Consider the following 26,773-nt stretch of genomic DNA (forward strand, 5'->3'; position numbering starts at 1 on the left):
AGGCGGGAAAAAGGGGGCATAAGGCCCCCTCCTAACGCGATGAGACATATTCGCACACATCCCATCTTATGCGGCCTATTACTCGGCAGCAGCGCTGCTTTCAGTGTCGGCGGCGTCTTCGGCGACTTCAACGAACTCGTCCGGACGGCCTTCTTTAGCACGACCGCAGGCATCGGCAATGGCCTTCACGTAAATCTGAATCGCGCGAATAGAGTCATCGTTACCCGGGATAACGTAGTCAACGCCGTCTGGGTTAGAGTTGGTATCGACCACGCCGATGACCGGAATGCCCAGCTTGTTGGCTTCGTTGATCGCGATACGCTCGTGGTCAACGTCAATCACGAACAGCGCGTCAGGAAGACCGCCCATATTCTTGATACCACCCACGGAACGCTCAAGCTTGTCCTGCTCGCGCGTTGCCATCAAGACCTCTTTCTTGGTCAGCTTCTCGAACGTGCCATCTTCATGCATCGCTTCGAGTTCGCGCAGGCGCTTAATGGACACGCGAATGGTCTTGAAGTTGGTCAGCATACCGCCCAACCAGCGATGGTTGACGAACGGCTGGTTAACGCGATTCGCTTCTTCTTTAATGATTTTGCTCGCGCTGCGCTTGGTACCAACAAACAAAATTTTGTTGTTGGAAGCCGCCATTTTCTCAACCACGTCGATCGCTTCGTTCAGCGCCGGCAGGGTGTGCTCAAGGTTGATGATATGGATTTTGTTGCGCGCACCGAAGATGAACTTGCTCATCTTCGGATTCCAGTACTTGGTTTGGTGACCGAAGTGAGCGCCTGCTTTGAGCAGGTCACGCATATTAACGTGTGCCATGGTAAAACTCCTGAAACTCGGGTTAGGCCTCCACACACCCCATGGATCCGACCAGAGACACAACGTTTGATATCGGCTCAGACGTGGCGTTCAAAGGCACCCGGGACCATGTGACGGTGCATGTGTGATTTAAGGCTTGCTGTTAGCAGCATCGCGCACCATTGCGCCATGCCGTTGTGCCTTTCCATTAACCTCATGCAAAAACGGCTGGGCGATTGCAGGAAAGCGCGCGGCTTTATACCATAGATTACCGCTAAGATGAAGCCATCACCACTTTCACCACCACTTATCACCACCACTTTCCCGTTATTGCTGCCAAGCCTTTATACTGGCGCAACGGCTGACCCATTTCCAAGGTAACGAGTGCCCATGAACGTTCCCATCAAAACCCCTGCTGAAATCGAAAAAATGCGCGACGCTGGCCGCCAAGCCGCCAGCGTCATTGAGATGATCACCCCTTTCGTTGAAGCGGGCGTTACCACCGGTGAGATCGACCGCCGTTGCCACGACTACATCGTCAAAGAACTCGGCTCTACACCAGCGCCCCTGAACTACCATGGCTTTCCCAAAGCAACGTGCACCTCGATCAATCATGTGGTGTGTCACGGCATTCCCGATGACAGCAAAAAACTTAAAAACGGCGACATCATGAACTTGGATATCACCGTCAAAACCGCTGACGGTTACCACGGCGATTCCAGCGTTATGTTCGTGCTAGGTGACACCATTCAAGGCGAACGCTTAAGTCGCGTGACCCAAGAGTGCCTGTATAAAAGTATTGCGCGCATCACGCCGGGCGTGCGTCTTTCTGAACTTGCGCGTGAAATTCAGCACCATGCAGAAGCTCACGGCTACTCGGTTGTGCGCGATTTTTGCGGGCACGGCATTGGCGCCGACTTTCACGAAGAGCCGCAATTTTTGCACTACGATGGCTATGCCGCGGATGCCGACATTACCCTGAAGGCCGGCATGTGCTTTACCATTGAGCCGATGATCAACGTCGGTGACTACAAAACCAAGATACTGCGCGACGGCTGGACCGCGGTCACGAAGGATCGCAGCCTATCTGCTCAGTGGGAGCACACGCTTCTGGTTACCGACAACGGCGTAGAAGTGCTCACCGCGCGCAGCGATGAAGATTTCAGCTTTCTCAACGCCTAACGCATTCACCGAACGCACAACCACTAGGCGGCCCATGCTACTTCACCATTACCGATTTGAGCCGGACACATCGCTCCTTGATCTCGACGTATTTCGCGACGAACTCGCTGGCTCTCGCTCGCCGGTCGTTCCGTTCAAAGCGGCGCTACGGGATTTACAAGCGGGCCTGGATGAGAAATTCCGCGCCGGGGCGGACATTCGCGACCTCGTGCGTGGGCGCGCCTGGTACCTAGACCAACTGCTGGCAATGGCGTGGGCGCAACATGCATGGCCCGATGATGGCGTCGCGTTAGTCGCTGTAGGCGGTTACGGGCGCGGCGAGCTTCACCCGCACTCGGATATCGACTTACTGCTACTCTTGGAGCACGACGACGACACGCCCTACCGCGAACCACTCACCGCCTTTATTACCTTTTTGTGGGATATCGGCCTTGAGATTGGCCACAGCGTGCGCTCACTCAATGACTGCGAGCGCGAAGCCGACGCCGATGTTACGGTGATCACTAACCTGCTGGAGTCGCGTTTAATCGCAGGGCCAGAGCGTCTGCGTGACGCCATGCGTGAACGCATTAGCACGGATCGGGTGTGGCCAGCGGATCGTTTTTTTGAAGCGAAATGGCAAGAGCAGATCACGCGTCACTATCGCTACAATAACTCCGAGTATCACCTAGAGCCTAACCTTAAAAGCTCCCCTGGGGGCTTGCGTGATATCCAGATGATTGGCTGGGTCGCCAAGCGCCACTTCGGCACCGAGCAGTACACCGACATCGTCGCTAATGGTTTCATGAACGATGCTGAGCTGCGCATTTTAAGCCAAGGCCAAGCGTTCTTATGGCAAGTACGTTACGCCTTACATATGCTCACCGGCCGCGCTGAAGACCGACTGTTATTTGACCATCAGCGCACCATTGCCGAGCTATTCGGCTTTCGCGACACGCCTGAACGCCTCGCGGTCGAACAGTTCATGAAGCGCTACTACCGCCATGTAACAGCCCTTGCACAGCTCAACGACATGCTCTTGCAGCACTTTGACGAAGTCATCCTGCGCGGCCAAGAATCCCTGGAAACGATTAAGCTCAATGAGCGCTTTGAGACCAAGGGCGGCTATATTCAAGTGCGTTCACGAACGCTTTTTCACGATAAACCTTCAGCGATGCTGGAGCTTTTTCTGCTCATGGCGCAACACCCTGAGATCGAAGGCGTGCGCGCCGACACCATTCGCCTCATTCGCGATCATCGCCATCAGATTGATGACCATTACCGCGAAGACCCGCTGCACCAGCGGTTCTTTATGGCGCTGCTGCGCTCGGCTGGCAACGTGCCGCGCCAACTACGGCGGATGAATCGCTATGGCATTTTAGGCAAATACCTGCCCGAATTCGGTCGTGCGGTCGGGCTGATGCAGCATGATTTGTTCCACATTTACACCGTAGACGCCCACACCTTGCGTCTGCTTAAGTTTCTTCACGGCTTCCGCAAACCGGAAGCGAAAGCAGAATTTCCGGTCGCCGCCGCCATCATGCCGCAGCTGCCCAAGCTCGACCTCCTTTGGATTGCCGGGCTCTTTCATGACGTCGGCAAGGGCCGCGGCGGCGATCACTCGCTGATCGGCGCGGAAGATGTCACGCATTTTTGCAAACGCCACCGTGTCTCTACTCACGATACCAATCTAGTGAGCTGGCTGGTCGAGCAGCACCTTTTGATGTCGATGACAGCGCAAAAACGCGATATCACCGACCCCGATGTGATTCGCGATTTTGCCCTAGTCGTACGCAGCGAAACGCGCCTGGATTACCTTTATGTACTTACGGTCGCCGACATCAACGCTACCAACCCGACGCTCTGGAACGGTTGGCGAGCGTCGTTATTGCGTCAACTCCATAGCGAAACCAAGCGCGCGCTACGTCGCGGGCTAAAAAATCCGCCCGACCGCGACGACTGGGTGCGCGAAACCCGCATGGAAGCCCGTTCGCTTTTACAAACCATCGGCATTGACGCCGAGCACATCGACCCGCTGTGGGATTCGCTCGGCGAAGACTACTTTCTCCAGTACGCGCCCAGCGAAATTGTCTGGCAAACCCAAGGCATCATGGCCCACAACGACACCCACCTGCCGCTGGTGTTGATCAGCGCCCCGACAGAGGGCATGACCGAAGGGGGCACCAAGGTGTTTATTCACACCCGCTCGGTGGATGATCTCTTCGCCGCGACCGCCGCCGCCATGGAGCAACTAGGGCTCTCGATTCACGATGCGCGCATCGCGACGTCGCACAACAACTGGACACTCAATACGTTTATCGTGCTCGACAACCAAGGTCATGCCATCTGCGACCCCGAACACATCGAAGAGATGCGCCGTCACCTGGTGGAAGAGCTTGATGACCCAGACGACTATCCCGATATCGTCTCCCGCCACACGCCGCGCCAACTTAAGCATTTCAAAGTCCCCACCGAAGTGCTGATCGAACAGGATCCGGCCAATGATCGCACCATGCTGGAACTCAGCGCACCGGACCGCCCCGGGCTTTTGGCACGCGTCGGGCGCATTTTCATGGAGCAAGGTATTGCCCTCTCGGCGGCTAAAATCGCCACCCTGGGGGAACGGGTGGAAGACGTCTTTTTCATCACCACCAAAGCTGGTGAGCCACTGACCGACCCGGATCGTCAGCAGCAGCTACGCGAGCGTTTGACGGACGAATTGAGTGTTTAATTTGAGCCCGGCTTATTTGAGCCTGCCTTGGGGCTTGCCTATAATCGGCAAGCCAAACGCCGACAACGATGCCGCTCAGGCACCCTGGACACGCACTCTGGATTCTCATGAACCCCGATCTTGATGCCTTGCACCCTTACCCGTTTGAAAAGCTGGCCGCGCTAAAGGCAACGCTCACAGCGCCGTCGAATCTCGCCCATATCCCATTGACCATCGGCGAGCCGCAGCACGCGCCGTTTGCCGCCGCGCTTGATACGCTTCATGCCCATCAAGCCGAATTCGCCCGCTACCCCGCCACTGCGGGGCTACCTTTACTGCGTCAAACCATCGCTGATTGGGCGACAGAGCGCTTCTCCCTGAAGGGGCTTGACCCAGAGACCCAGGCACTCCCAGTCAATGGGACGCGAGAAGCTATCTTTGCCTTCGTGCAGGCTGCACTCGACCGTACCCGGGCGGCGAAGGTCGCGATGCCTAATCCCTTCTACCAAATCTACGAGGGCGCAACACTACTCGCTGGTGGCGAACCGCTGTATCTTGACTGCACCGCGGAAAACGGCTTTCGTCCCGATTTTTCCGCGGTGCCAGCCGAGACCTGGCGCGAGGTTCAGATGGTGTTTATCTGCTCGCCGGGCAACCCCACCGGGGCGGTGACCCCGCTTGCAGAATTCAAAGAGCTGATTGCCCTGGCCGATGAATTTGATTTTCTCATCGCCTCCGACGAGTGCTATTCCGAACTCTACTTGGATGAGACCAACCCGCCGCCTGGACTTTTACAAGCCTGCGCTGAACTCAACCGCCACGACTACCGCCGCTGCTTGGTGTTTCATTCGCTCTCCAAGCGCTCCAACCTGCCGGGGCTGCGCTCGGGCTTTGTCGCCGGCGACGCGGCGTTAATTGAGCCATTTAAACGCTACCGCACGTACCATGGCTGCGCGATGTCGCTGCCATTGCAACACGCCTCTATTGCCGCCTGGCAAGACGAGAGCCACGTGCGCGTCAACCGCGACGCCTACCGGGATAAGTTTGCCGCCGTGACGCAGGAACTTGCCCCGGTGCTGGATTTCCCCACGCCCGAAGCGAGTTTTTACCTCTGGCCAGCGGTACCTAATGGTGACGATATCGCCTTCACCCAGCGCTTGTTTGAGCAGGCGCACGTTAGCGTTTTGCCCGGTAGTCTTATGGGGCGCCCAGGCACAAACGGCGCTAACCCCGGCGCCGGGCGACTGCGCTTAGCGTTGGTGGCGGAGCTTGGCCCCACGCGTGAAGCTGCCCAGCGGATTCGCCGGCTAATTGAGAGCGGCTAATTGCGAATGACGAAACGGGCCTCTAACCGCTAGCCAGAATCCAACCCCGTTTTCACCACGATCCGTCTTCACCAAGGTCTGTGTCTCAATCAAGGTCTGTCTTAATCGAGACCCGTTTTAATAGACAAAAGGAGGTCATATGCTCACGCTTTACATGATCGATAACTGCGATACCTGCCGCAAAGCGCGTAAGGCACTGGAAGAAAAAGGGCTTCTTTTCAAGACCTACGACCTCCGTAAAGACGGGCTTTCAGCGGCCCTTTTAGAGCACATTCTGCATCGCGTTCCGCTGGTTGAGGCGATCAATAAACGCAGCAAAACCTGGCGCGAGCTTTCCGACGAAGAGAAGGATTTTGACGCCAATTCTGGCCGCCAATTGCTATTAAAACACCCAACGCTTTTAAAGCGCCCTCTGCTAGAACTTGACGACGACACCATCCTTGTCGGCTACCAAGACGGCGATTACGACAAGCTCTAAATCACACAAACGCTAGATCACACAGACTCTAGATATCACAACGCTAGATTACGACAAACGTTAAACAGCTTGACTGAACATTGACTCAAAGGAATTTAACTATGCTGAGCTTTGCGCTTGGAATCGGCACGCAAAACACCCAAGGCGACTGGCTGGAGATCTACTACCCGGCCCCACTCTTGAACCCCGATGAGGGTCTGGTAAACGCCGCTAAAGAGGTGCTTGACGCGCCACAAGGCAACGCTGCCATCAGCTTCCTACCCGAAGACTGCACACGCCTGGCAAAAGCGCTCGAAGCGGCTGGCCACCCGGCACAGGCCGAGCTTGCCGAGTCATTTGCAGCAAGCACGCGCCCGTTAGTGGCGATGTTTATGGAAATCGACCAGCCGCCGCAAACCGCGCCGGAAGTCTATCTCAAGCTGCACTTGCTCTCGCACCGCTTGGTTAAGCCACACGGGTTGGATCTCACCGGCATGTTCGGCCTGTTACGCAACATCGCCTGGACCAATGAAGGCGCTATCGATATTGAAGAGCTCCCTACCCGCCGTTTGAAAGCGCGCCTGGCCGGTCGCGCGCTATCGGTCGATTGTGTGGACAAGTTCCCCAAGATGACCGATTACGTGGTGCCGGGTGGCATTCGCATCGGTGATACCTCCCGCGTGCGCTTAGGCGCTTACCTTGGCGAAGGCACGACCGTCATGCACGAAGGTTTCGTCAACTTCAACGCCGGCACCGAAGGCCCGGGCATGATTGAAGGGCGTATTTCCGCCGGGGTGATGGTCGGCAAAGGCTCAGATTTAGGCGGCGGCTGCTCTACCATGGGCACGCTTTCCGGCGGCGGCAATATTGTCATCAAAGTCGGCGACGGCTGCCTGATTGGTGCCAATGCCGGGATCGGCATTCCGCTGGGTGATCGCTGTACGGTCGAAGCGGGCCTCTATATTACTGCCGGCGCTAAGGTCACGTTGCTTGACGAGAAAAATCAGGAAGTTGACACCGTCGCCGCACGTGATCTTGCCGGCCAGGACGATTTGCTGTTACGCCGTAACTCGCAAAACGGTCGCATTGAGTGCCTGACCAATAAAAGCGCCGTTGCACTAAACGAGGCACTGCATGCCCATAACTGAAGCCAAGGCGCTATCGCCGACGCTGCAGCTTGCCTTTGACCTGCTCAGCCGCGCATCGGTGACACCGGACGATGAAGGCTGCCAAGAGGTGATGATCGAGCGTTTAAAAGCGCTCGACTTTCACGTCGAGCGTCTCCCGTTTGGCGACGTGGACAATTTCTGGGCGGTGCGCGGCCATCACGGCCCGGTGCTCGCCTTTGCCGGGCACACCGATGTCGTTCCCAGCGGCCCGCCCACGCGCTGGGAATACCCGCCATTTACGCCGTGCATCGACGAGCACGGCATGCTATGCGGGCGCGGCGCCTCGGATATGAAAGGCAGCCTTGCGGCCATGGTAACGGCGGTAGAGCGCTTCGTCGCCGCCCACCCCAACCACGACGGCCGCATCGCATTTTTGATCACTTCCGACGAAGAAGGACCTGCCATCGATGGCACCCGTGCGGTCGTCGAGCATCTACGCGAAGCCCACGACCGGTTGGATTACTGCATTGTCGGCGAGCCCTCGTCGACAACGCGCCTCGGGGATGTCATCAAAAACGGCCGACGTGGCTCGCTAGGCGGCGTGTTGCATGTCAAAGGCGTGCAGGGACATGTGGCCTACCCACACTTGGCACGCAACCCGATTCATCAGGCCATGCCCGCCTTGGATGCGCTGGCTCACGAGCACTGGGATCACGGCAACGATTTCTTCCCCGCGACCAGCTTTCAAATCTCCAATTTCCGCGCGGGCACCGGGGCCACCAATGTCATTCCCGGCGAGGTGGAAGTGGTGTTCAACTTACGCTTCTCCACCGAGGTCACCCACGACGAGTTGAAGGCGCGTACCCACGCCATTCTGGACGCGCATGGGCTTGAGTACGAACTGGACTGGACGCTCAACGGCGAGCCTTTTTTGACCGCCGAGGGCGCACTGGTGGATGCCGCGATTCAAGGCGTTGAAACGGTAACCGGCAAACGCCCGACGCTCTCTACCTCCGGGGGTACCTCCGACGGGCGCTTTATCGCCACCCTCGGCGCGCAAGTGGTGGAGTTAGGACCGCTTAACGATACGATTCACAAGGTCAACGAGCGCGTACGCGCAGCCGACCTGGATGATTTAAGCCGCATCTACGAGGCAACGCTCAAGGCGCTGTTTGTCGACGACACTGGTAACGCCAGGGAGAACGGCTGATGGAGCATTACCCGGATATTGAAATCTATCTGGCGCGCGCGCCCCATGACGCGCTCAACACCTGGCTGGCACAGGCACTTGATGCGCCGCCACTGGACCCTGCCGGCAAAGGCAAATGGCGCACCCAAGGACACTTTAATGGTCAGCGTGTACCCGTATTACTGGTCGAAAAAGTCGCCGACGGCTTTGCCAGCCTATGGATAGATAGCCAACATACACCGTGGCATACCGACCAAGAAGCCGCCCAGCATGCCGCCGAAGCGCTGCAAACCGAGGTTCGCTGCTCACTGGGCGGGTGGAGCCCGGGCGACGACCCTGACCGCTTCTGGCAGGTATTACCTGGCGGCGAAGAGCGTGCCATTAACTGGCCCGACTCGGGGCGTTGACCTTCATTTTTAGCTCCCAAACGCACTCAACCCCTAAGCGGGGTTGAGTGGGATGCACTAGCGGAGGGTGCTATTCGCGCGTCTACTCGACGATAATACTCACGTCATCCGCCTGTAAACCACGCTCATTTTTGATCACGTAGTAACGTACGATCTGCCCTTCCGTTAGCATCCGCGGCCCACGGCCACGAATCGCGCGAAAGTGTACAAACACATCTTCGCCGTTATCACGGGTAATAAAGCCATAGCCTTTATTGGTATTAAACCACTTTACTTCTCCTTCTTCGCGGCCATCGTTGGGATCGATAATATCTTCTTCTTCATCCCAATCGTCTTCCTCTGGCGCTGAGGCCGCCGGCTGACGCGGCGCGGGTTTCGTGCGTGCGACGTCAGGCGTTACCACCACCGAAGGCGCAAGCCCCGCCGTTGCCAAGGTACCGATACACAAAACGATAAAGCTACCAAACGCCACGGCAAAATACGTACCGGCGATACCGCTGATGGCAAGCTCCGTCATCAAAAGCCCTGCCAATGGTGCATTGAATAGGTGAACGATCCCCGCGAGTAGCAACGGTGCGGGGGCGGCAAGTAAAAGACTGATTAAGATGCAACGAACTACAACTTTCGGGTTCATGGATATAAAAAGCTCTCTTGTTGTATGGGTAACAGAAACAGGACAATACGTCGTCCTACCATCCACTGCCAATACGCAGCGGCCCTACTTTACATGTGATTACTATTCACACACTTACAAGGTTGCGATGTTACCATGACCCAAGCATTATCGCCCGCCGAGCTCTACCAACGTCTTGAAACGTTAGAAACTCGCCTCGTTTATCAAGAGCACTGGCTAGACACGTTGGATAACGCGGTCGCCCAGCAAGAGCGCCGCTTAGAAAAGCTTGAACACATAAGCGCTTTAATGCGTGAGCGTCTGCGCGATCAGCATCAAAACCCCTCCAACCACGACAGCACGACGACACTCCGCCCCGAAGACGACGTGCCGCCGCACTATTAAATCACGCTAACCTCTAGCTTTTACCGAACCACGCTCGCCGGGTCGACGCTATCCAAACCAAAGGCGTCAGCAACCGCTTGATACGTCACTTGCCCGGCGTGAACGTTAAGTCCCGGCAAAAAGTGTGGGTCATCGCTCAGTGCCTGTTTCCAACCTTTGTCCGCCAGCGCCAACACAAACGGTAAGGTGGCGTTGGTAAGCCCTTGAGTGGAAGTTCGCGCCACAGCACCTGGCATGTTGGCGACACAGTAATGCACGATACCCTCGACGAGATAGGTGGGCTCCGCGTGGGTCGTGGGCTTACTGGTTTCAAAGCAGCCGCCCTGGTCGATCGCCACATCCACTAACACGCTACCCGGCTTCATATTGCCTAGCATCTCGCGCGTGATCAGCTTCGGCGCGGCGGCCCCCGGAATCAGCACCGCGCCAATCACCATGTCGGATTCGCGCGCGGCGCTATCGAGTGCATCGGCCGTGGAGTAAACCGTTTTGATGCGGCCTTGATAACGGTCATCCAGCACCTCCAACCGCTCCAGCGATTTATCCAAGATGGTCACGTCAGCGCCTAGCCCTAACGCCATACGGGCGGCGTTTTCCCCCACGACGCCACCACCAATCACAGTCACGGTGGCCGGCGGCACACCCGGCACCCCAGGCAGCAGCACACCGGCGCCGCCTTGGGCTTTCTCCAAGCTATGCGCGCCGGCTTGAACGGCCATGCGTCCGGCGACGGTACTCATCGGCGCCAACAGTGGTAAACCGCCACGGGCATCGGTGAGCGTTTCGTACGCGATACACGTCGCACCGCTCTTGATCAATCCGCGCGTAAGCGATTCTTCCGCCGCCAAGTGCAGATAAGTAAACAGCGTATGCTGCGGCGTTAGCCGCGCCACTTCGTCTGGCTGCGGTTCTTTGACTTTCAGTATGAGCTCGGCGTTTTGCCACAACGCATCTACATCAGCGTCAATACGCGCGCCAGCGGCTTCATAGTCCGCATCGCTAAAGCCAGCGCCTTCCCCAGCGCTGGCCTGCACACTCACTTCATGACCCCGGGCGGTCAGCTCCCGCGTGCCGGTGGGCGTTAATGCAACGCGATATTCGTGGTTTTTAATCTCTTTGGGGACAGCGACGCGCATGGGCGAGCTCCTTATATCAACGGGTGTGACGTACGTTTTCGACGCCATTACAGCACAGCTGAACGCACTTCCCATCCCCCTAACAATAAAACAAAAAAAACGCCGGTGAAGGCGTTTTTTAGGAGAAAAAACGTATGTTTACGCTGCAAGCACGAAAAAATCACCTCCATGCTTGCAGTACATTAGTCGCGGAAGACGCGCACGCCCAACGCTTTGAGGTATGACGTTTCGGCAATTGCCGGATGCACCGGATGATCGCCTGCCTGATGGCCTTGAAAAATCACTTGACCATGGCGGTCCTGATGGCGAACTGAGCTGCGCACCACTTCCATCAACCGCTCCGGCGCCAAATGCATTGAGCACGACGCGGAAAGCAACAGCCCATCACGACCCAAAAGGCGCATCGCTTCACGATTAAGGCGTGCATAGGCGCGCTCGCCATTGGGAATGTCTTTGCGCTTTTTGATAAACGCCGGCGGGTCAAGGATCACCACGTCGAATTCTTCACCATCGGCTTTCAACGCTGCCATGGCTTCAAAGGCATCCCCCTCGCCAATAGCGACCTGCTCATGAAGGCCGTTTAGCTCGGCATTGCGCGCCACTTGTGCAAGCGCCGGGCCGGAGCTGTCGACACACAGCACGCTTGACGCGCCGCTGGCGGCTGCCTGAACGCCCCAACCACCCACATAACTGAACACGTCGAGTACGCGCTTACCCGCCACCTGGCGGTTCAACCATTCACGGTTTGTGCGGTGGTCGAAGAACCAACCGGTTTTTTGTCCTTCGAGTACCGGCACGACAAAACGCACGCCGTTCTCTTCAATCACCACTTCATCAGGCAACGTACCTTTGACCACTTCCACGTTCGCGTCCAAGCCTTCTTGCCGACGTCCGCCCGTGTCGTTACGAAAGACAATGGCATCCGGTTTGAGCACTTTTTCCAGCGCGTCGACAATCTCTTCACTGAGCGCCTGCATACCCGCCGTATTGAGCTGCACCACGACAACATCGCCAAAGCGGTCAATCACAAGCCCCGGCAATAGATCGCCCTCGCCGTGGATAAAACGGTAAAACGGCTTATCGAACAGCCGCTCACGCAGCGCTAGCGCCTGATTAAAGCGATGCACAAACAACGACCGATCTAAGCGCATGGACGGGTCGCGAGACATTACCCGCGCACAGATCAGCGAGTGCGGATTCACGTAGGCCACACCCAGCGCCTTACCGTTCGATGCTTCGATAATGGCCGTTTCACCGCCGGCGAAGTTTTTCAATGGGGTTTCTTTGGTATCCACTTCGTTGGAGTAGATCCACAGATGACCGGCTTTTAAACGGCGGTCGGCGTTTTTATTCAGTCGCAGGCGTTGGGTCACGGTTGTCTCCAAAAAACGGTAGTGTCGGGTAAGCGTTTTCTAACGCTGGCACCGGGGGCAATAAACGCTAGCACGCTGCCCGAGCATAATACGCTTTAACTCGCTGCCACAGCGCCGGCAAGGCTGGCCATGGCGACCATAGACATTAAGACGTTGGGCAAAGTAGCCCGGCTCACCTTGGCCACTAACAAAATCGCGCAGCGTGGTGCCGCCCTGGGTAATGGCCGCCGAAAGCACATCGCGCGCGGCAGCGGCCAAGCGCTCGTAGCGCGCAAGCGAAATACGCCCGGCGGCGCGACGCGGGTCAATGCCCGCCATAAAAAGCGCCTCTGTCGCGTAGATATTACCCACGCCCACGACCACCCGGTTATCCATCAAAAACGGTTTTGCCGCCATACGCTTGCCGCGTGAAAGACGGTAAAGGTGCGCGCCCGTAAACGCGTCAGAAAGCGGCTCGGGGCCTAAATGCGCCAGCCGTGGATCGTACCGTTCCTCATGGCGCAGCCAATCAACAAAGCCAAATCGGCGCGGGTCGTGATAGCGCAAAATATGCGAGCTTGCGAGCACAAGATCAATATGGTCGTGCTTTTTGGGCAGATCGCCCACGCGAGCAATGCGCAAACTCCCCGACATACCCAGATGCCACAAAAGCGTCTGCGTCTGTGTTTGGTCGGCACCCTCGACGGGCAAGAGCAGATATTTGGCGCGCCGACGTAGCGTGCCGATGCGCGTGCCGACCAAACGCTCAGACAAATCCTGGGGCACCGGCACCCGCAGGCGCGACTGACGCACGAGCACTTCGGTCACTTCCTGATCTTTCACATACGGCGCAATACCGCGACGCGTGGTTTCAACTTCGGGCAATTCGGGCATGGCAATTCAGGAATCGTGGCGTCGTTGGAATAAGCGTGACATCTGTGCTTGTTGAGCATGCAAAAACCCGGCCGTGGCCGGGTTTTTCGACAGGCTTGCTCGCCTGCGGTGAAAGCTGATCAACGTAAAACGCTTACTTGATCTTAGCTTCCTTATAGATCACGTGCTTGCGAACGACCGGATCGTACTTTTTGAATTCGAACTTATCCGGGGTGTTACGCTTATTTTTATCAGTGGTGTAGAAGTGGCCGGTACCGGCGCTAGACACCAACTTGATCTTATCGCGCATGATTTAACTCTCCCAATTTTACTGCCTTGCGTTATTAGATAGCTTCGCCGCGTTTGCGGATATCAGCCAGAACCGTTTCGATGCCTTTCTTGTCGATGATGCGCATGCCCTTAGTGGAAACACGCAGCTTAACGAAGCGGCTTTCTGCCTCTACCCAAAAGCGATGGGTATGCAGGTTCGGCAAGAAGCGACGACGCGTCTTACGCTGGGAGTGAGATACATTGTTACCGGATACCGGACGTTTGCCGGTAACCTGACATACTTTGGACATAAGAGCCTCCAACCGCTTGGCGAGTTGTTCAAAACTGTCGGGCAAACCGGAGCAGGGAGGCAGTTGGCGCGATGAACCGCCTGACGTTTCCCAAGCCCGATATTCAACCCAAGTTAAAGGGGGCACTTTATACCAGAGGACCTGACAAGCGGCAAGTCAAACCGCTTCAAAAGAGCAAAAATACGCCTATTTGCTTCATTTTATCGCAGCATCCAGAGGCTAAGGCCTGAAAAATACGGGAGCAGCCGCGCGATAGTTACGCTACTGACAGCCCATTATGATCACATACCTTGGTTACTATATCCAGCCGCGTTCGGCAAATGACACCACATCGCCGTCGCCAACCACGAAATGATCCAGTACGCGGATATCAAAAAGCCCTAGCGCCTCTTGTAAGCGCTCGGTGATGCGCCGGTCGGCATCGCTTGGCTCGGCAACGCCTGAGGGGTGATTATGCGCCAAGATCATCGCCCCCGCCCCAAGCTCCAGCGCCCGTTTGGCAACTTCACGCGGGTACACCGAGGCACTATCTAACGTGCCGCGAAATAGTGATTCGTAACGAATGATGCGGTGCTGCGTATCCAAAAACAGCACCGCAAACTCTTCGTGGCCGAGATGGCGCATCTGCGAGGTCAGATAGTGGCGCACCAATGCCGGCGATGTCAGCGCATTGCCGCGCGCTAACTGGCTGGCGAGATGGCGACGTGAAAGCTCAAGCGTGGCTTGAAGTTGAGCAAACTTGGCGCTGCCTAAGCCTCTCGCGGCACAAAACGCGTCTTGATCCGCCTCTAAAAGGGGTCGCAAACCGCCGAAACTCGCGAGCAAGTCCCGGGCTAAATCCACCGCTGAACGCCCTTGTACCCCCACGCGTAAAAAAATCGCCAATAACTCGGCATCGGATAGCGCCTGCGCGCCCATCGTGAGTAATTTTTCCCGCGGCCTTTCACCCTCAGGCCAATGATTGATGCCCATTCGCTCTCCTTGCGGTTTTATCGATCCATTGATATCAGCCATTGCTGAACTAGCTTAGGCCTGCCAAGGCACGCGTGCCAGTGGTATGGTACCCCTCTCAGTCTTTGTCTTTAACCGACAACCGTTAAGCATGGATCACCCGACATGGCGTTATTGACAGGAAAGCGCGTACTACTTGGCGTAAGTGCCGGCATTGCCGCTTACAAAAGCGCGCTGATTATCCGCCTGCTCAAACAGGCAGGGTGCGAGGTGCGCGTCGTGATGACCGATGGTGCCCAGGCGTTCATCACCCCGATGACGCTGCAGGCGCTCTCCGGCGAGCCGGTGCGCACCTCGCTTCTCGACCCTGAAGCCGAAGCAGGCATGGGGCATATCGAACTCGCCCGTTGGGCCGACGTGGTGCTGATTGCACCGGCAACGGCGGATCTCATTGCGCGCCTTGCACACGGCATGGCGGATGATTTACTCACCACGCTGTGTTTGGCCTGTGAGACGCCCAAGCTCATCGCCCCGGCGATGAACCAAGCCATGTGGCGCCACCCGGCGACCCAGCGCAATATCACGGTACTTGAGCAAGACGGCTGGCAGCAGATTGGCCCTGATGCGGGCGATCAAGCCTGCGGCGATGTGGGGCCGGGGCGCATGAGCGAGCCCGAGGCCATCGTTGACGCCGTATTGAAGCGCCTTACTCCGCCGCCCATGGCAAACGATGCGCTACAGGTAGTGATTACCGCCGGCCCTACCCGCGAACCGCTTGACCCCGTGCGCTATCTTTCCAACCACAGCTCGGGAAAAATGGGCTTCGCGCTGGCCGCTGCGGCCGCCGCAAGTGGCGCCAACGTGACGCTAATCAGCGGCCCGGTAAATCTGCCTACCCCACGGGGCGTGACGCGCATCGACGTGGAATCCGCCGCCGAAATGAACGCCCAAGCCCAACGCCTGGCGACAACGGCTGCGCTTTTCATTGGCTGCGCGGCGGTGGCCGATTACCGCGCCGAATCCGCCGCCGCGCATAAAATCAAAAAACGCGAGAATAGCGATACGCTCACGCTTACACTGGTCAAAAACCCCGATATCATCGCCGGTATCGCTGCCCTACCCGCCGATCAGCGCCCGCTGGTGGTGGGATTTGCCGCCGAGACACAAGATGTTGAGCACTACGCCCGCGAGAAACTTTCGCGCAAGGGGCTCGATATGATCGTTGCCAATGATGTCTCTTCCGCCGAATTGGGCTTTGGCAGCGACGACAATGCCGCGTGGCTTTTGTGGCGCACGCCAGACGGCACTGATAGTGAACACCAGCCCGCACAATCCAAAACAGCGCTGGCCAACGTCATCATTCAACGCGCGCTATCACTTTTACCTTTTTAACGTCTATCGTTTGCGTATTTTTGTTTAAGGAACCTCATCATGACCGCCCGCCCGCACCCCACGCTGCCGTGCAAAATTCTCGACGAGCGCATTCGTCATTACCTGCCCACTTACGCCACCGAGGGGTCAGCCGGGTTGGATTTACGCGCACTCCTTGATGCGCCCCTAACCCTAGCGCCCGGCGAATGCGAGCTGGTCCGCACGGGGCTTGCTATTCATATCCAGGATCCAACGCTTGCGGGAATGATTCTGCCGCGCTCAGGGCTTGGGCATAAACACGGCATCGTGCTGGGGAATCTCGTCGGGCTCATCGATTCCGACTATCAGGGCGAGTTGATGATCTCAGCGTGGAATCGCGGTCAGCGCGCTTTTACCATTGAGCCACTTGAGCGCTTGGCACAATACGTGTTGGTACCGGTGGTGCAAGCCGAACTCGACGTAGTGGAACAATTTACCGATAGCGTGCGCGGCAGTGGCGGTTTCGGTAGCACCGGTGCGGTCTAAGCTTGTATCCACCGACGTTAGCAACGCACGTTGACTCACATAGCGATTCACCACTTAACGACTCATCACCTACCGATAGGGATTCACATAATGACGACAACACTTCCGGCCTCAATTTTTCGCGCCTACGACATTCGCGGCATCGTCGACGACACCTTAACGGAAACCGGTGTCGAGCAGATTGGCCGCGCCATTGGCAGTGAAGCCGCCGCACGCGGGGAATCCACCGTGGTGGTGGCGCGAGATGGTCGCCTCTCCGGCGAGCGCTTGCAGGCGGCGCTGACTCGCGGGCTTAACGCCGCCGGGCAAAACGTTATCAATATCGGCATGGTGCCAACGCCGGTACTTTATTTTGCCACCCACGTGCTCGATGGCACCGCCTCAGGCGTGATGGTCACCGGCAGCCACAACCCACCCGATTACAACGGCTTCAAAATCGTGCTCGGCGGCGAAACACTGTCCGGTGATGCGATTACCGCGCTGTATCAGCGCATTCAAGACGACAATCTTGCAAGCGGCGAAGGCACGGTGCGCGACGAAGACGTCCGCGAGACCTACCTTGAACGCATCCTTGGCGACATCAACGTTAGCCGCCCGCTCAAAGCCGTGGTCGACTGCGGCAACGGCGTTGCAGGTGAACTCGGCCCCAAACTGATCGAGCGTTTAGGCGTGGAAACGATACCGCTTTTTGCCGAAATCGACGGCACCTTTCCCAACCACCACCCGGACCCCGGCAAGCCGGAAAACCTTCAAGACCTGATCGCCACTGTACAAGAGAGCGGCGCCGATATCGGCCTTGCCTTTGATGGCGACGGCGACCGGCTAGGGGTGATTACCCCCAGCGGCAAGCTGATTTACCCGGATCATCTGTTGATGGCGTTTGCCACCGATATGCTCTCACGCAACCCCGGCGCCAAGGTGATTTTCGACGTCAAATGCACCGGCAATCTCACCCACGTCATTGAACAAGCCGGCGGCGAACCGGAAATGTGGCGCACCGGCCACTCGCTGATCAAAGCGCGCATGATAGAAACCGGCGCGCAACTTGCCGGCGAGATGAGCGGGCATATTTTCTTCAAAGAACGCTGGTATGGCTTCGATGACGGCCTTTATGCCGCCGCTCGCTTGGTGGAGATTCTGGCCAAACAGGAAGACGATGCCGATGCCTACTTCCAACGCTTCCCGCTCGATGTGGGCACCCCGGAAATCAATATCAACGTCACCGACGAAAACAAGTTCGCACTGGTCGAGAAGCTTGCTCGTGAAGGCGACTTCGGCGAAGGTATCAAAACCACGATAGACGGCATTCGCGTTGATTATCCAGACGGCTGGGGGCTATGTCGTGCATCCAACACCACGCCGGTGCTGGTGCTGCGCTTTGAGGGCAAAAACGCCGAGGCGCTCGCGCGCATTCAAACACGTTTTGCCGAAGCACTCGCCCAGGTCGACCCAGCACTGCCGCAGATGTAAATTCTAAAATAAGCGTTCAAAACGCATTATTAAGCAAGGGAAACCCAATGAGTTCACCCAGTCGCGACCCGCAGGTCGTTGTGGAGGTGCTTTCCGAAGCCCTCCCGTACATCCAGCAGTTCTCCGGAAAAACCGTGGTGGTGAAGTACGGCGGCAACGCCATGACCGAAACCACCCTGATCGACTCCTTCGCGCGTAATATCGTGCTCATGAAGGAGGTGGGCATTAACCCGGTCGTCGTCCACGGCGGCGGGCCACAAATCGGCGAGCTTTTAACCAAGCTCAACATCGAGTCGCGTTTTGTTAACGGCATGCGCGTCACCGATGCCGAAACCATGGACGTCGTAGAAATGGTGCTCGGGGGGTTGGTCAACAAAAGCATCGTCAACTTGATTAACCAAAGCGGCGGCAAAGCCATTGGTTTGACTGGCAAAGATGGCGGTCAAATCCGTGCCCGCCAGCTCAAGGTAGAGCACCAAAGTCCCGAAATGACCGCGCCGGAGATTATCGACATTGGCCATGTTGGCGAAGTCGAGTCCATTTCCACCGATTTGATCGAAATGCTCGCCGCCCGCGACTTTATCCCCGTGATTGCCCCCATCGGCGTAGATGAAAATGGCCGCAGCTTTAACATTAACGCCGATCTCGTCGCGGGCAAAATAGCCGAAGCCCTCAGCGCTGAAAAACTGATGTTGCTAACCAACGTGGCAGGCCTGATGAACGCTCAAAGTGAAGTGCTCACGGGGCTTACCACGGCCCAAGTCGACGGCTTAATTGCCGATGGCACGATTCACGGCGGTATGCTGCCGAAGATTCGCTGCGCGCTGGATGCTGTCAAAGGCGGCGTCAACAGCGCCCATATTATTGACGGACGCGTTCCGCACGCGGTGCTGCTTGAGATCTTCACCAATGCCGGGGTAGGCACACTGATCACCGATGCGGGTTAACAGCTAAGGGAGGTGGCCATGAGCGATTCACAAAAGCCGCATCGCCGTGAGCAGATTTTGCAGGCGCTTGCACTCATGCTGGAAGAAGATAGTGGCAAGCGCATTACGACCGCCGCGCTTGCACGCCAGGTAGGCGTATCGGAAGCGGCGCTGTACCGTCACTTCCCGAGCAAAGCGCGCATGTTTGAGGGTTTGATCGATTTTATCGAAGAGAGTTTGTTTGCCCGTATCACGCGGATTCTCGAAGACGTACCCGACGCCACTGGCCGCTGCGGCACCCTTCTTACGCTGGTATTAGGGTTCGCGGAAAAAAACCCAGGGTTGGCTCGGGTGATGCATGGCGACGTACTCACCGGCGAAACCGCGCGTCTTCGACAGCGCGTGCACCAACTCTTTGAGCGCTTAGAGATGCAATTAAAGCAGGTGCTACGCGAAGCCGAAATTAACGAGGGGCGCCGCCCGACCATTACCGCTTCCGCTGCGGCCAACTTACTCATCGCGCAAGCCGAAGGACGCATTTCGCAATACGTTCGCAGCGACTTCAAGCGCCTGCCAACCGAACACTGGGAGGATCAATGGGCGTTTCTTGCCGAGCCGCTGCTGCGAGATATTCCCCAGCCTGCCTGATACACAAAAACCGGCTCGATGAGCCGGTTTTTTTCACTGCGAAGAGACTATTAGGCCGCGAAAGCGTCGTCACCCATCTTTTGACGCAGTTTTTTCATCGCGTTTTTTTCCAACTGACGAATACGCTCTGCGCTGACGCCATAAACATCCGCCAGATCGTGCAACGTCGATTTATACTCGCCAAGCCAGCGCCGCTGTAGGATATCCCGCGAACGCTCGTCCAAGCTCTCTAGGGCCGTTTGCAAACGGCGCGTGGAATCCTGTTCAAAATCGCTATCCTCAAGCTGCGTTGCCGGATCAGAGGCCGCATCGTCAAGATAGTGCACCGGCGCTTGATAGACGCTCTCTTCATCGTCGCTTGGCGAGGCGTCAAAGCCTGCATCGAACGATGTTAGCCGCCCTTCCATGTCACGCACGACCTCAGGTTTCACATTGAGATCTTTGGCAATGGCATCGACTTCGTCGTTATTCAGCCATGCCAGACGTTTTTTCGCGCCACGCAAGTTAAAAAACAGTTTGCGCTGAGCTTTGGTCGTGGCAATTTTCACAATCCGCCAGTTACGCAACACAAACTCATGGATTTCGGCTTTGATCCAATGCACCGCAAACGACACCAACCTAACCCCTTGATTCGGGTCAAAACGCTTCACGGCCTTCATCAGGCCCACGTTACCCTCTTGAATCAAGTCAGCCTGCTGCAGGCCATAGCCTGAATAACTGCGGGCAATATGCACCACAAAACGCAGGTGTGAAAGCACGAGCCGACGGGCCGCTTCTAAATCACTCTCATCGTACAGTCGAAATGCTAGATCACGCTCTTCTTGGGCGCTCAGCACCGGAATGCTATTAACCGCATGAATATAGCCGCCCAGGTCATGACCTGGTGAAAGCTGTCCCACCGGTAGAAGACTGTTGCTCATGTGCAGGTGGTCTCCCTTATAACCCCATTGTGGTTGACTAAATTCTTAGACACTGTCTGCCAGGAAAAGTTCGCCAATTCGGCCATTATCGCCTTTCCCAAACACACCACATTGCAATGCATTGACCGGGCAAATCAGTAAAAACGCATTTATAACAACGACATTAGCGTTTTTACTTACCCCGGCTTGATGCTGGCCAAATGCCGCGTGACCGCAAGCCACGCGCCCAGCCAGCCGAGTAGTGTACTGCAAGATAGCAAAATTGTAGAGCCTGTCACGTCAAGTGACGGTAGCGAAAACGCCGCTCCATAACTTTCGGCCAGGGCCGCCACGGGCAACGCCAACCACTGCCCACCAAGGCTCAATAACGCCAGGGCTAAAAAACCGCCGCCGAGGCCATACCAGGCACCACTGTATAAGAAAGGTCGGCGCACAAAAGCATGCGTCGCCCCGATGAGCATCACCACCTCAATTTCCCGTCGCCGACTTTCCACTGAGAGGCGCACCGTGTTGCCCACCACCAACAGCACCCCAAGCCCAAAGAGCACGCCCAGCGCCAGCGCCAAACGCCGCCCGAGATCAGCCAAGTGGCGCAGCCGTTCGATCCAAGCAAGATCCAGGCGCACTTCATCGACGCCTGCCATCTCGCCTAACCGCTCGGCTAGCGCCTGCATGGCTGTCGAGTCTACGTCGTCGGGCTGAATCACAATACTCGCGGGCAACGGATTAGCATCAAGCCCGGCGAGGGTATCCTCCAGGCCAAGCGAGTGCTGAAACTCCGCCATGCCTTCTTCGGCGCTGATAAAACGGGTCTGCTCCACCGCTGGCTGCGCCGTCACGGCCTCATGGATACGCTGCGCTTGCGCCGCATTAACGTCATTAGCCAAATACACGGTCAAAGTCGCGCTTTCGGTGAGTTCTGCGTCTAACAGGCGAGCGCTATCCAGCGTCAACCAGAGCGCAGCCGGTAGTACCAGTGCAATCGCGATGGCCAGCATCGTCAACACATTACCCAGTGGGTAGCGAACCAAGCGATGCAGGCTATCCAATGCCATCGCACGATGATGACGACCCCACGCTCGCAAGCGGCTACCCAAGCGCGCCTGTTGCGAGCGTGCGCCGCGGGGTGGCTGCTGTGACGTTCGTGATGCGCTCATCGTGCCCCCTCATCGCCCACCAGGCGCCCATCACGCAGGCGCAAAATACGATGACGCAGGCGGGCAATTAGCGCCAGATCGTGGCTTGCGATCATCACCGTCGTGCCAATGCGGTTAAAGTCTTCAAATAGTGCCATGATATCGGCGGAAAGTTGCGGGTCGAGGTTACCAGTGGGTTCATCGGCGAGCAGCAGCGCAGGTTTATTCACTACCGCGCGCGCAATGCCGACCCGCTGCTGCTCACCCCCAGACAGCTCAATAGGGAGTGCCTTTTCGCGGTGCAAAAGCCCCACTTTATCGAGTGCCGCACGTACGCGGCGTGCGGATTCACGCGGCTCCATGCCCTGAATTTCCAGCGGCAGGGCGATATTGTGAAATATTGAACGATCAAACAGCAGTTGGTGGTCCTGAAACACCACGCCAATCTGGCGGCGATAAAACGGCACTTGGCTCGAATGCAGCGTGGCGATGTCATGCCCTGCCACCACAATCCGCCCGCGTGTTGGGCGCTCTAGGCGCATCACCAAGCGTAATAGCGAGCTTTTTCCGGCACCGGAATGGCCGGTAAGAAACACCATTTCCCCGCGTCCCACGCGAAAATTCAGGTGGGCAAGCGCCTCAAAGCGTCCACCATAGCGTTTTCCCACATGCTCGAAAGCGATCATGCGCGTGTATCGTCGCCTTGGCCCTGGCGATCAAACAGCGCGCCGACAAAATCATCTGCCTCGAACGGGCGTAAATCATCCAAGCTCTCACCCACGCCGATAAAGCGGATTGGCGTTTCCAGCTGCTTGGCCAGCGCAAAAATAATGCCGCCTTTGGCGGTACCGTCGAGCTTGGTCAGGGTAATACCGCTGACCGGCACCGCCTCGTTAAAGGTGCTCGCTTGGGAAATTGCGTTCTGCCCGGTGCCTGCATCAAGGACCAGCATCACTTCGTGGGGAGCGGTGGCATCCAGCTTCTGCATCACCCGGTGGACCTTTTTCAACTCCTCCATCAGGTGGCCTTTGTTATGCAAACGCCCGGCGGTATCGGCGATCAACACGTCAACGCCGCGGGATTTTGCGGCGGCCACGGCATCGTAAATGACCGAGGCGCTATCGGCGCCGGTGTGCTGGGCAATGACCGGCACACTGTTACGTTCGCCCCACACTTTAAGCTGCTCGACGGCCGCTGCACGGAACGTATCACCCGCGGCGAGCATGACGCTTTTACCTTCACGCTGAAAGCGCTGGGTAAGCTTGCCGATGGTCGTGGTCTTCCCCACGCCGTTGACGCCGACCACTAGAATCACGAAGGGGCCATCCCCCTCTTTTTCAAGCGTAAGAGGCTTAGCGACCGGTTCGAGCATCGCCGCAAGCTCTTCTTGCAGACCATGGTAGAGCGCTTCAGGGTCTTTGAGCTCTTTACGCGACACGCGTGCTTCCAACCGTTCAATAATATCGGTGGTTGCTTCAATCCCCACATCGGCCATCAGCAGCTGCGTTTCCAAATCTTCCAACAGCTCATCGTCAATCTGCTTTTTACCCAAAAACAGATCCGCAATGCCATCGGTTAAATTGGCGCGGGTTTTCCCCAGGCCGGCTTTGATGCGGGAGAACCAGCCTTTTTTCTCGCCACCCTTATCGGCCGCTTTCGGCTTTTCCTGCAGCGCGGGCTTGGGCGCTGGAGCAGGTTCAGGTGTAGGTTCCGGTTCCGGCTTGGAAGCCGGTTCGGGCTCGGGCTCGGGCTCGGGCTCAGGCTCGGGCTCAGAATCAGGCTCAACTGACGGTTCGAGGGTCTCGATATCAGGCGTTTGCTCCTGGGCTTGAGACGACGCCTGGTCGGCCTGTCGCTCGTTTTCTCCCGTGGCCGCGCCGCCGGCCTCCTCATCGGGCTGAGCTTCCTGCTGTGTTGTATCTTGCTGCGTTGTATCTTGCGGGGTTTTCTCTTGCTTCGATTTACGCTTAAACAAACCAAACATGGGTGTCATCCAACCAATCGGGGAAACATTAGCGCCATCCTACCACTGCGCCTCAAGACTTTGGATACGCAGGCCGCTACAATCTCTTTCATGAAACGCAATGCTCACAAACGAAAACGCCCTGCCCGCTCATCCGGCTTCCATCAAGGTGCAAGCGCTAGCGGCAAACTACGCATTATTGGCGGTGATTTTCGTCGCCGCCAATTACCCGTGCTCGAACGCCCGGGGCTACGCCCGACGCCAGATCGGGTGAGAGAAACGCTATTCAACTGGCTCGGCCAGGCGCTTTACGGTCAGCGCGTGCTGGATTTGTTCGCTGGCACCGGCGCGCTCGGCATCGAGGCGCTCTCCCGTGAGGCAGCAAGCGTACACTTTATTGAGCAAGACCGCGGGGTGGCCGCGCAAATTCGCGCCAACTTAACAACATTGAAGGCGACAAATGCCGAGGTCATCACGCACGATGCCTTGGCGTTTCTGGCAACACCTGTGGCGCTGTTTGATCTCGTGTTTCTCGACCCCCCCTTCCACCAAGGGTTTGCCGCGCCCTGCTGCATAGCGCTAGAGGCAAACGGCTGGCTGTCACCAGGTGCGATGATCTATGTTGAGACCGAAACGGCGCTGCCCCCAGAAGTGCCTGCTAACTGGGCGCTACACCGCGAAACGACGGCAGGCGAGAGCACCGCCCGGCTTTATCAACGCGAAAGCCCTACATCAACGCTTGCCGCTAATTCCACGTAACGTTAGGCTCGCCCAAGCCATACAAAACTGCTACATCACCCCCTTTTAAGGAGTTATCAATGAGTCAGGAACTGTTTAACCAGCTTGAGCAAAAAATCACTGCCGCCGTCGACGCGCTTGAGATGATGAAACTCGAAAACGAAGAGCTGCGCGAAGAGAACAGCCGCTTGAAGGAAGATCGCGATGAGTGGGAGCGCCGTTTGAACGGTCTACTCAGTAAGTTTGACGAGGTGGATACCAGCAGCGCGCCTTAACTCTAGCAGCACGCCTTAACTTTAGCGCCTAAGCACAAACGCCTAGGGCGTTAATACCCGCGACATCAGCAGTGCATCTTCTCGTCCGGTAGCCCCCTGCGCTTCCGGACGAACGTTTTGCAGCCGTATGTGTTCTTTTGGCACTGATGGATAATAGCCTTTACGCCGCCCGTCTTGCTTAAAGCCCATGCGCTGGTAGAGGGCAATCGCTGTTTGGTTGCCCGCCCGCACTTCTAACAACAAGCGTTCACTTTGCCATTGGCACGCTTCCCACACTACCGCCTGCATGAGTGCGCTCCCTACGCCGCAACCACGCTCTCCGGGCAGAACACCGATGGCCTGAAGCTCGGCATCAAATGGCTGCTTGGCCACCATCGCGTAACCCACCAGCGTTTCACCCCGATAGCTTCCCAGCACGGCAACTTCCACATCGGCTAGTGCCTCTCTGAGCTGAGCGGGCGTCATGGCATTTTGCGCTTGCGCCTCCACCGCTAACAGCGCCTCGGCATCGACGCTGCTCAGCGTTCGGATTGACAAGTTCATCGAGACGGCTTCATTGAGACGGCCATTGCGACGGCTTCATCGCTGCTACCACTGCCGAGCGAGCGCAAGAAGCGAGGGCAGCAGCGCACGCTTGGCGTCAGCGCTGTCTAAAAGCGTCGCAAGTCTCGGCCCTTGCCAAACAGGAAGTTCCAGGGTGCGGCTTTGCCCTTCCGCGATAGCCAGTACCTCACCAAACGGATACGCCTCGGCATCACCCCACCAAAGCACGCGTTCAAGCGCCCAACCGTTACGCCCGGCGACACCATTAATGAACGCATGAAGGCCTTCGCGCGCCTCTTCTAGCGGCTCCTCAGGCGCGGGGGCGTCCGCCATCGGTGGCCAATTGAACGTCACGCGCTGTAATGGGTGCGAAAACGTCACGCCTACGGCGCGATAAAGATTGGCGAGCAGCGATTGCTCTTGAGCACTTAGCTGGCCAGCATGGAGGCTCAGCCAGCGCCCCGCTAAACAAAAGCACGACAGCGTGAACGTTACCGGCTCGCGAGAGGCTTCTGTGCTTTCAGTGGTGGCAGTGTGTGCTGGCGACAGCGAAGAGGGTGGTGCTTCGGATGGCGTGCCGGGTGCCGAATTGACCGGCGAATCGTCCAGTAGCGCTCTCACAGAGGCGGGTGACGACGCCGATGAAGTCGATGGAGAGACTTTTTTGCGCGCCTGCTCCGCCTGCTGGGCGTCATCCAACAGCGTATGAAGCCGCTGGCTAGGCGACACTGGCGTCGGTGTGGTGTCTTCCCACTCGCAGGCGGGTGTTTCCAGTGCATTGGGCAGCCGATAACGGGATGCCCAGGCGGTAATGCCCATGGCATCCAGATACTGCCGGCGAACGACCTCTGTGTTCACTTCCCGCCGCCACGACAGTTGGGTGAATAGGGCCGCTCTCCGCCGCGCGCTTGCCACTCCTGCGGCGTATACAAATGCAGCGCCAGCGCGTGAACCGGTCCTGAGAGCTCATCGGCCAGCAGCGCATAGATTTTCTGGTGACGCTTCACCGGCATTAAACCCTTAAAGTCATCGCTTACCAGCGTAACCTTAAAGTGCGTTTCTGAGTTAGCCGGCACGTTGTGCATGTGGCTTTCGCTCTCCACCTGCACCACCTCGGGTTCTAGCGCCGCGAGCTTCTGCTCGATTTGGGTCTGCAGCGTCATGCCTCACTCCTCGCTCGAA

At 57.3% G+C, this 26,773-nt stretch carries 30 protein-coding genes; 15 read left to right on the forward strand and 15 right to left on the reverse strand.

Annotation, left to right across the window (positions count from 1 at the left end; translation table 11 throughout):
• Window positions 1-78: 78 nt before the first annotated feature.
• Window positions 79-828: a 30S ribosomal protein S2 gene (gene rpsB, locus QC823_RS01930; protein ID WP_309654676.1), complete on the reverse strand. Its 750-nt coding sequence runs from the start codon at window positions 826-828 to the stop codon at window positions 79-81.
• 369 nt (window positions 829-1,197) lie between these two features.
• Between rpsB and map the strand changes: the two genes are divergently transcribed.
• The 7 genes from map to QC823_RS01965 all read left to right on the forward strand — a co-directional run bounded on the left by map (window position 1,198) and on the right by QC823_RS01965 (window position 9,165).
• Window positions 1,198-1,989 (forward strand): type I methionyl aminopeptidase, encoded by a 792-nt coding sequence (map, locus tag QC823_RS01935; protein WP_309654677.1) that lies wholly within the window; start codon window positions 1,198-1,200, stop codon window positions 1,987-1,989.
• A 34-nt stretch (window positions 1,990-2,023) separates the two neighbouring features.
• Window positions 2,024-4,699, forward strand: coding sequence for a [protein-PII] uridylyltransferase (locus QC823_RS01940; RefSeq protein WP_309654678.1), 2,676 nt, complete (start codon window positions 2,024-2,026; stop codon window positions 4,697-4,699).
• Window positions 4,700-4,806: 107 nt separating this feature from the next.
• Entirely contained in the window at window positions 4,807-6,003 is a 1,197-nt protein-coding gene (gene dapC / locus QC823_RS01945) for a succinyldiaminopimelate transaminase (protein WP_309654679.1), read from the forward strand.
• 139 nt (window positions 6,004-6,142) lie between these two features.
• Complete coding sequence (locus tag QC823_RS01950; RefSeq protein WP_309654680.1) at window positions 6,143-6,481, forward strand: Spx/MgsR family RNA polymerase-binding regulatory protein; 339 nt, start codon at window positions 6,143-6,145, stop codon at window positions 6,479-6,481.
• Between the two features lie 101 nt (window positions 6,482-6,582).
• Window positions 6,583-7,608, forward strand: a complete 1,026-nt coding sequence (dapD, locus tag QC823_RS01955) for a 2,3,4,5-tetrahydropyridine-2,6-dicarboxylate N-succinyltransferase (RefSeq protein WP_309654681.1) — start codon at window positions 6,583-6,585, stop codon at window positions 7,606-7,608.
• Window positions 7,595-8,779, forward strand: coding sequence for a succinyl-diaminopimelate desuccinylase (gene dapE, locus QC823_RS01960; RefSeq protein ID WP_309654682.1), 1,185 nt, complete (start codon window positions 7,595-7,597; stop codon window positions 8,777-8,779). The genes dapD and dapE overlap by 14 nt, the downstream gene beginning before the upstream one ends.
• Window positions 8,779-9,165, forward strand: coding sequence for a hypothetical protein (locus QC823_RS01965; RefSeq protein ID WP_309654683.1), 387 nt, complete (start codon window positions 8,779-8,781; stop codon window positions 9,163-9,165). Before dapE ends, QC823_RS01965 begins: the two co-directional genes overlap by 1 nt.
• Before the next feature lie 82 nt (window positions 9,166-9,247).
• Here QC823_RS01965 and QC823_RS01970 read toward each other — a convergent pair whose 3' ends face one another.
• A complete protein-coding gene (locus QC823_RS01970) occupies window positions 9,248-9,799 on the reverse strand; it encodes a cold-shock protein (protein WP_309654684.1) in 552 nt (183 codons plus the stop codon).
• A 135-nt stretch (window positions 9,800-9,934) separates the two neighbouring features.
• Here QC823_RS01970 and QC823_RS01975 point away from each other — a divergent pair, with 135 nt between their 5' ends.
• Entirely contained in the window at window positions 9,935-10,183 is a 249-nt protein-coding gene (locus QC823_RS01975) for a SlyX family protein (RefSeq protein WP_309654685.1), read from the forward strand.
• A 20-nt stretch (window positions 10,184-10,203) separates the two neighbouring features.
• Here the strand turns inward: QC823_RS01975 and ald are convergent, their stop codons facing one another.
• The 6 genes from ald to radC form a co-directional block, all read right to left on the reverse strand.
• The gene (gene ald / locus QC823_RS01980) at window positions 10,204-11,319 is read right to left on the reverse strand and encodes an alanine dehydrogenase (protein ID WP_309654686.1); all 1,116 of its coding nucleotides are present in this window, start codon (window positions 11,317-11,319) and stop codon (window positions 10,204-10,206) included.
• A 182-nt stretch (window positions 11,320-11,501) separates the two neighbouring features.
• Entirely contained in the window at window positions 11,502-12,692 is a 1,191-nt protein-coding gene (locus QC823_RS01985) for a class I SAM-dependent rRNA methyltransferase (protein WP_309654687.1), read from the reverse strand.
• A gap of 39 nt (window positions 12,693-12,731) precedes the next feature.
• Window positions 12,732-13,565, reverse strand: a complete 834-nt coding sequence (gene mutM, locus QC823_RS01990) for a bifunctional DNA-formamidopyrimidine glycosylase/DNA-(apurinic or apyrimidinic site) lyase (RefSeq protein ID WP_309654688.1) — start codon at window positions 13,563-13,565, stop codon at window positions 12,732-12,734.
• Window positions 13,566-13,698: 133 nt separating this feature from the next.
• Window positions 13,699-13,854 (reverse strand): 50S ribosomal protein L33, encoded by a 156-nt coding sequence (rpmG, locus tag QC823_RS01995; RefSeq protein WP_009098622.1) that lies wholly within the window; start codon window positions 13,852-13,854, stop codon window positions 13,699-13,701.
• 34 nt (window positions 13,855-13,888) lie between these two features.
• Window positions 13,889-14,125 (reverse strand): 50S ribosomal protein L28, encoded by a 237-nt coding sequence (rpmB, locus tag QC823_RS02000; protein ID WP_250080379.1) that lies wholly within the window; start codon window positions 14,123-14,125, stop codon window positions 13,889-13,891.
• Between the two features lie 297 nt (window positions 14,126-14,422).
• Window positions 14,423-15,097, reverse strand: a complete 675-nt coding sequence (gene radC, locus QC823_RS02005; RefSeq protein ID WP_309654689.1) for a RadC family protein — start codon at window positions 15,095-15,097, stop codon at window positions 14,423-14,425.
• Between the two features lie 144 nt (window positions 15,098-15,241).
• On the opposite strand from radC, the gene coaBC reads away from it, so the two are divergent.
• From coaBC to slmA, 5 genes are all read left to right on the forward strand, one after another.
• On the forward strand, window positions 15,242-16,468 hold the full coding sequence (coaBC, locus tag QC823_RS02010; protein ID WP_309654690.1) for a bifunctional phosphopantothenoylcysteine decarboxylase/phosphopantothenate--cysteine ligase CoaBC: 1,227 nt from the start codon (window positions 15,242-15,244) through the stop codon (window positions 16,466-16,468).
• A 39-nt stretch (window positions 16,469-16,507) separates the two neighbouring features.
• A complete protein-coding gene (dut, locus tag QC823_RS02015) occupies window positions 16,508-16,972 on the forward strand; it encodes a dUTP diphosphatase (RefSeq protein WP_309654691.1) in 465 nt (154 codons plus the stop codon).
• 90 nt (window positions 16,973-17,062) lie between these two features.
• A complete protein-coding gene (locus QC823_RS02020; RefSeq protein WP_309654692.1) occupies window positions 17,063-18,442 on the forward strand; it encodes a phosphomannomutase/phosphoglucomutase in 1,380 nt (459 codons plus the stop codon).
• A gap of 47 nt (window positions 18,443-18,489) precedes the next feature.
• Window positions 18,490-19,389, forward strand: a complete 900-nt coding sequence (gene argB, locus QC823_RS02025) for an acetylglutamate kinase (RefSeq protein WP_309654693.1) — start codon at window positions 18,490-18,492, stop codon at window positions 19,387-19,389.
• Between the two features lie 18 nt (window positions 19,390-19,407).
• On the forward strand, window positions 19,408-20,016 hold the full coding sequence (slmA, locus tag QC823_RS02030; protein WP_309654694.1) for a nucleoid occlusion factor SlmA: 609 nt from the start codon (window positions 19,408-19,410) through the stop codon (window positions 20,014-20,016).
• A gap of 50 nt (window positions 20,017-20,066) precedes the next feature.
• Here the strand turns inward: slmA and rpoH are convergent, their stop codons facing one another.
• The 4 genes from rpoH to ftsY form a co-directional block, all read right to left on the reverse strand.
• Window positions 20,067-20,936: an RNA polymerase sigma factor RpoH gene (gene rpoH, locus QC823_RS02035; RefSeq protein WP_309654695.1), complete on the reverse strand. Its 870-nt coding sequence runs from the start codon at window positions 20,934-20,936 to the stop codon at window positions 20,067-20,069.
• A 176-nt stretch (window positions 20,937-21,112) separates the two neighbouring features.
• The gene (gene ftsX / locus QC823_RS02040) at window positions 21,113-22,093 is read right to left on the reverse strand and encodes a permease-like cell division protein FtsX (protein ID WP_309654696.1); all 981 of its coding nucleotides are present in this window, start codon (window positions 22,091-22,093) and stop codon (window positions 21,113-21,115) included.
• Complete coding sequence (ftsE, locus tag QC823_RS02045; RefSeq protein WP_309654697.1) at window positions 22,090-22,758, reverse strand: cell division ATP-binding protein FtsE; 669 nt, start codon at window positions 22,756-22,758, stop codon at window positions 22,090-22,092. Before ftsE ends, ftsX begins: the two co-directional genes overlap by 4 nt.
• Window positions 22,755-24,056: a signal recognition particle-docking protein FtsY gene (gene ftsY / locus QC823_RS02050; RefSeq protein ID WP_309654698.1), complete on the reverse strand. Its 1,302-nt coding sequence runs from the start codon at window positions 24,054-24,056 to the stop codon at window positions 22,755-22,757. The genes ftsE and ftsY overlap by 4 nt, the downstream gene beginning before the upstream one ends.
• A 90-nt stretch (window positions 24,057-24,146) precedes the next feature.
• Here ftsY and rsmD point away from each other — a divergent pair, with 90 nt between their 5' ends.
• Window positions 24,147-24,794: a 16S rRNA (guanine(966)-N(2))-methyltransferase RsmD gene (rsmD, locus tag QC823_RS02055; RefSeq protein WP_309654699.1), complete on the forward strand. Its 648-nt coding sequence runs from the start codon at window positions 24,147-24,149 to the stop codon at window positions 24,792-24,794.
• A 59-nt stretch (window positions 24,795-24,853) separates the two neighbouring features.
• The gene (locus QC823_RS02060) at window positions 24,854-25,048 is read left to right on the forward strand and encodes a cell division protein ZapB (protein ID WP_309654700.1); all 195 of its coding nucleotides are present in this window, start codon (window positions 24,854-24,856) and stop codon (window positions 25,046-25,048) included.
• 42 nt (window positions 25,049-25,090) lie between these two features.
• Here the strand turns inward: QC823_RS02060 and rimI are convergent, their stop codons facing one another.
• The 3 genes from rimI to QC823_RS02075 are packed head-to-tail and all read right to left on the reverse strand — an operon-like array spanning window position 25,091 to window position 26,754.
• Window positions 25,091-25,591 (reverse strand): ribosomal protein S18-alanine N-acetyltransferase, encoded by a 501-nt coding sequence (rimI, locus tag QC823_RS02065; RefSeq protein ID WP_309654701.1) that lies wholly within the window; start codon window positions 25,589-25,591, stop codon window positions 25,091-25,093.
• 45 nt (window positions 25,592-25,636) lie between these two features.
• A complete protein-coding gene (locus tag QC823_RS02070; protein WP_309654702.1) occupies window positions 25,637-26,449 on the reverse strand; it encodes a hypothetical protein in 813 nt (270 codons plus the stop codon).
• Complete coding sequence (locus QC823_RS02075; protein WP_309654703.1) at window positions 26,446-26,754, reverse strand: BolA family protein; 309 nt, start codon at window positions 26,752-26,754, stop codon at window positions 26,446-26,448. Before QC823_RS02075 ends, QC823_RS02070 begins: the two co-directional genes overlap by 4 nt.
• Window positions 26,755-26,773 lie beyond the last annotated feature (19 nt).

It is taken from the genome of Vreelandella vilamensis (genome assembly GCF_031451755.1).
GTDB lineage: Bacteria > Pseudomonadota > Gammaproteobacteria > Pseudomonadales > Halomonadaceae > Vreelandella > Vreelandella vilamensis.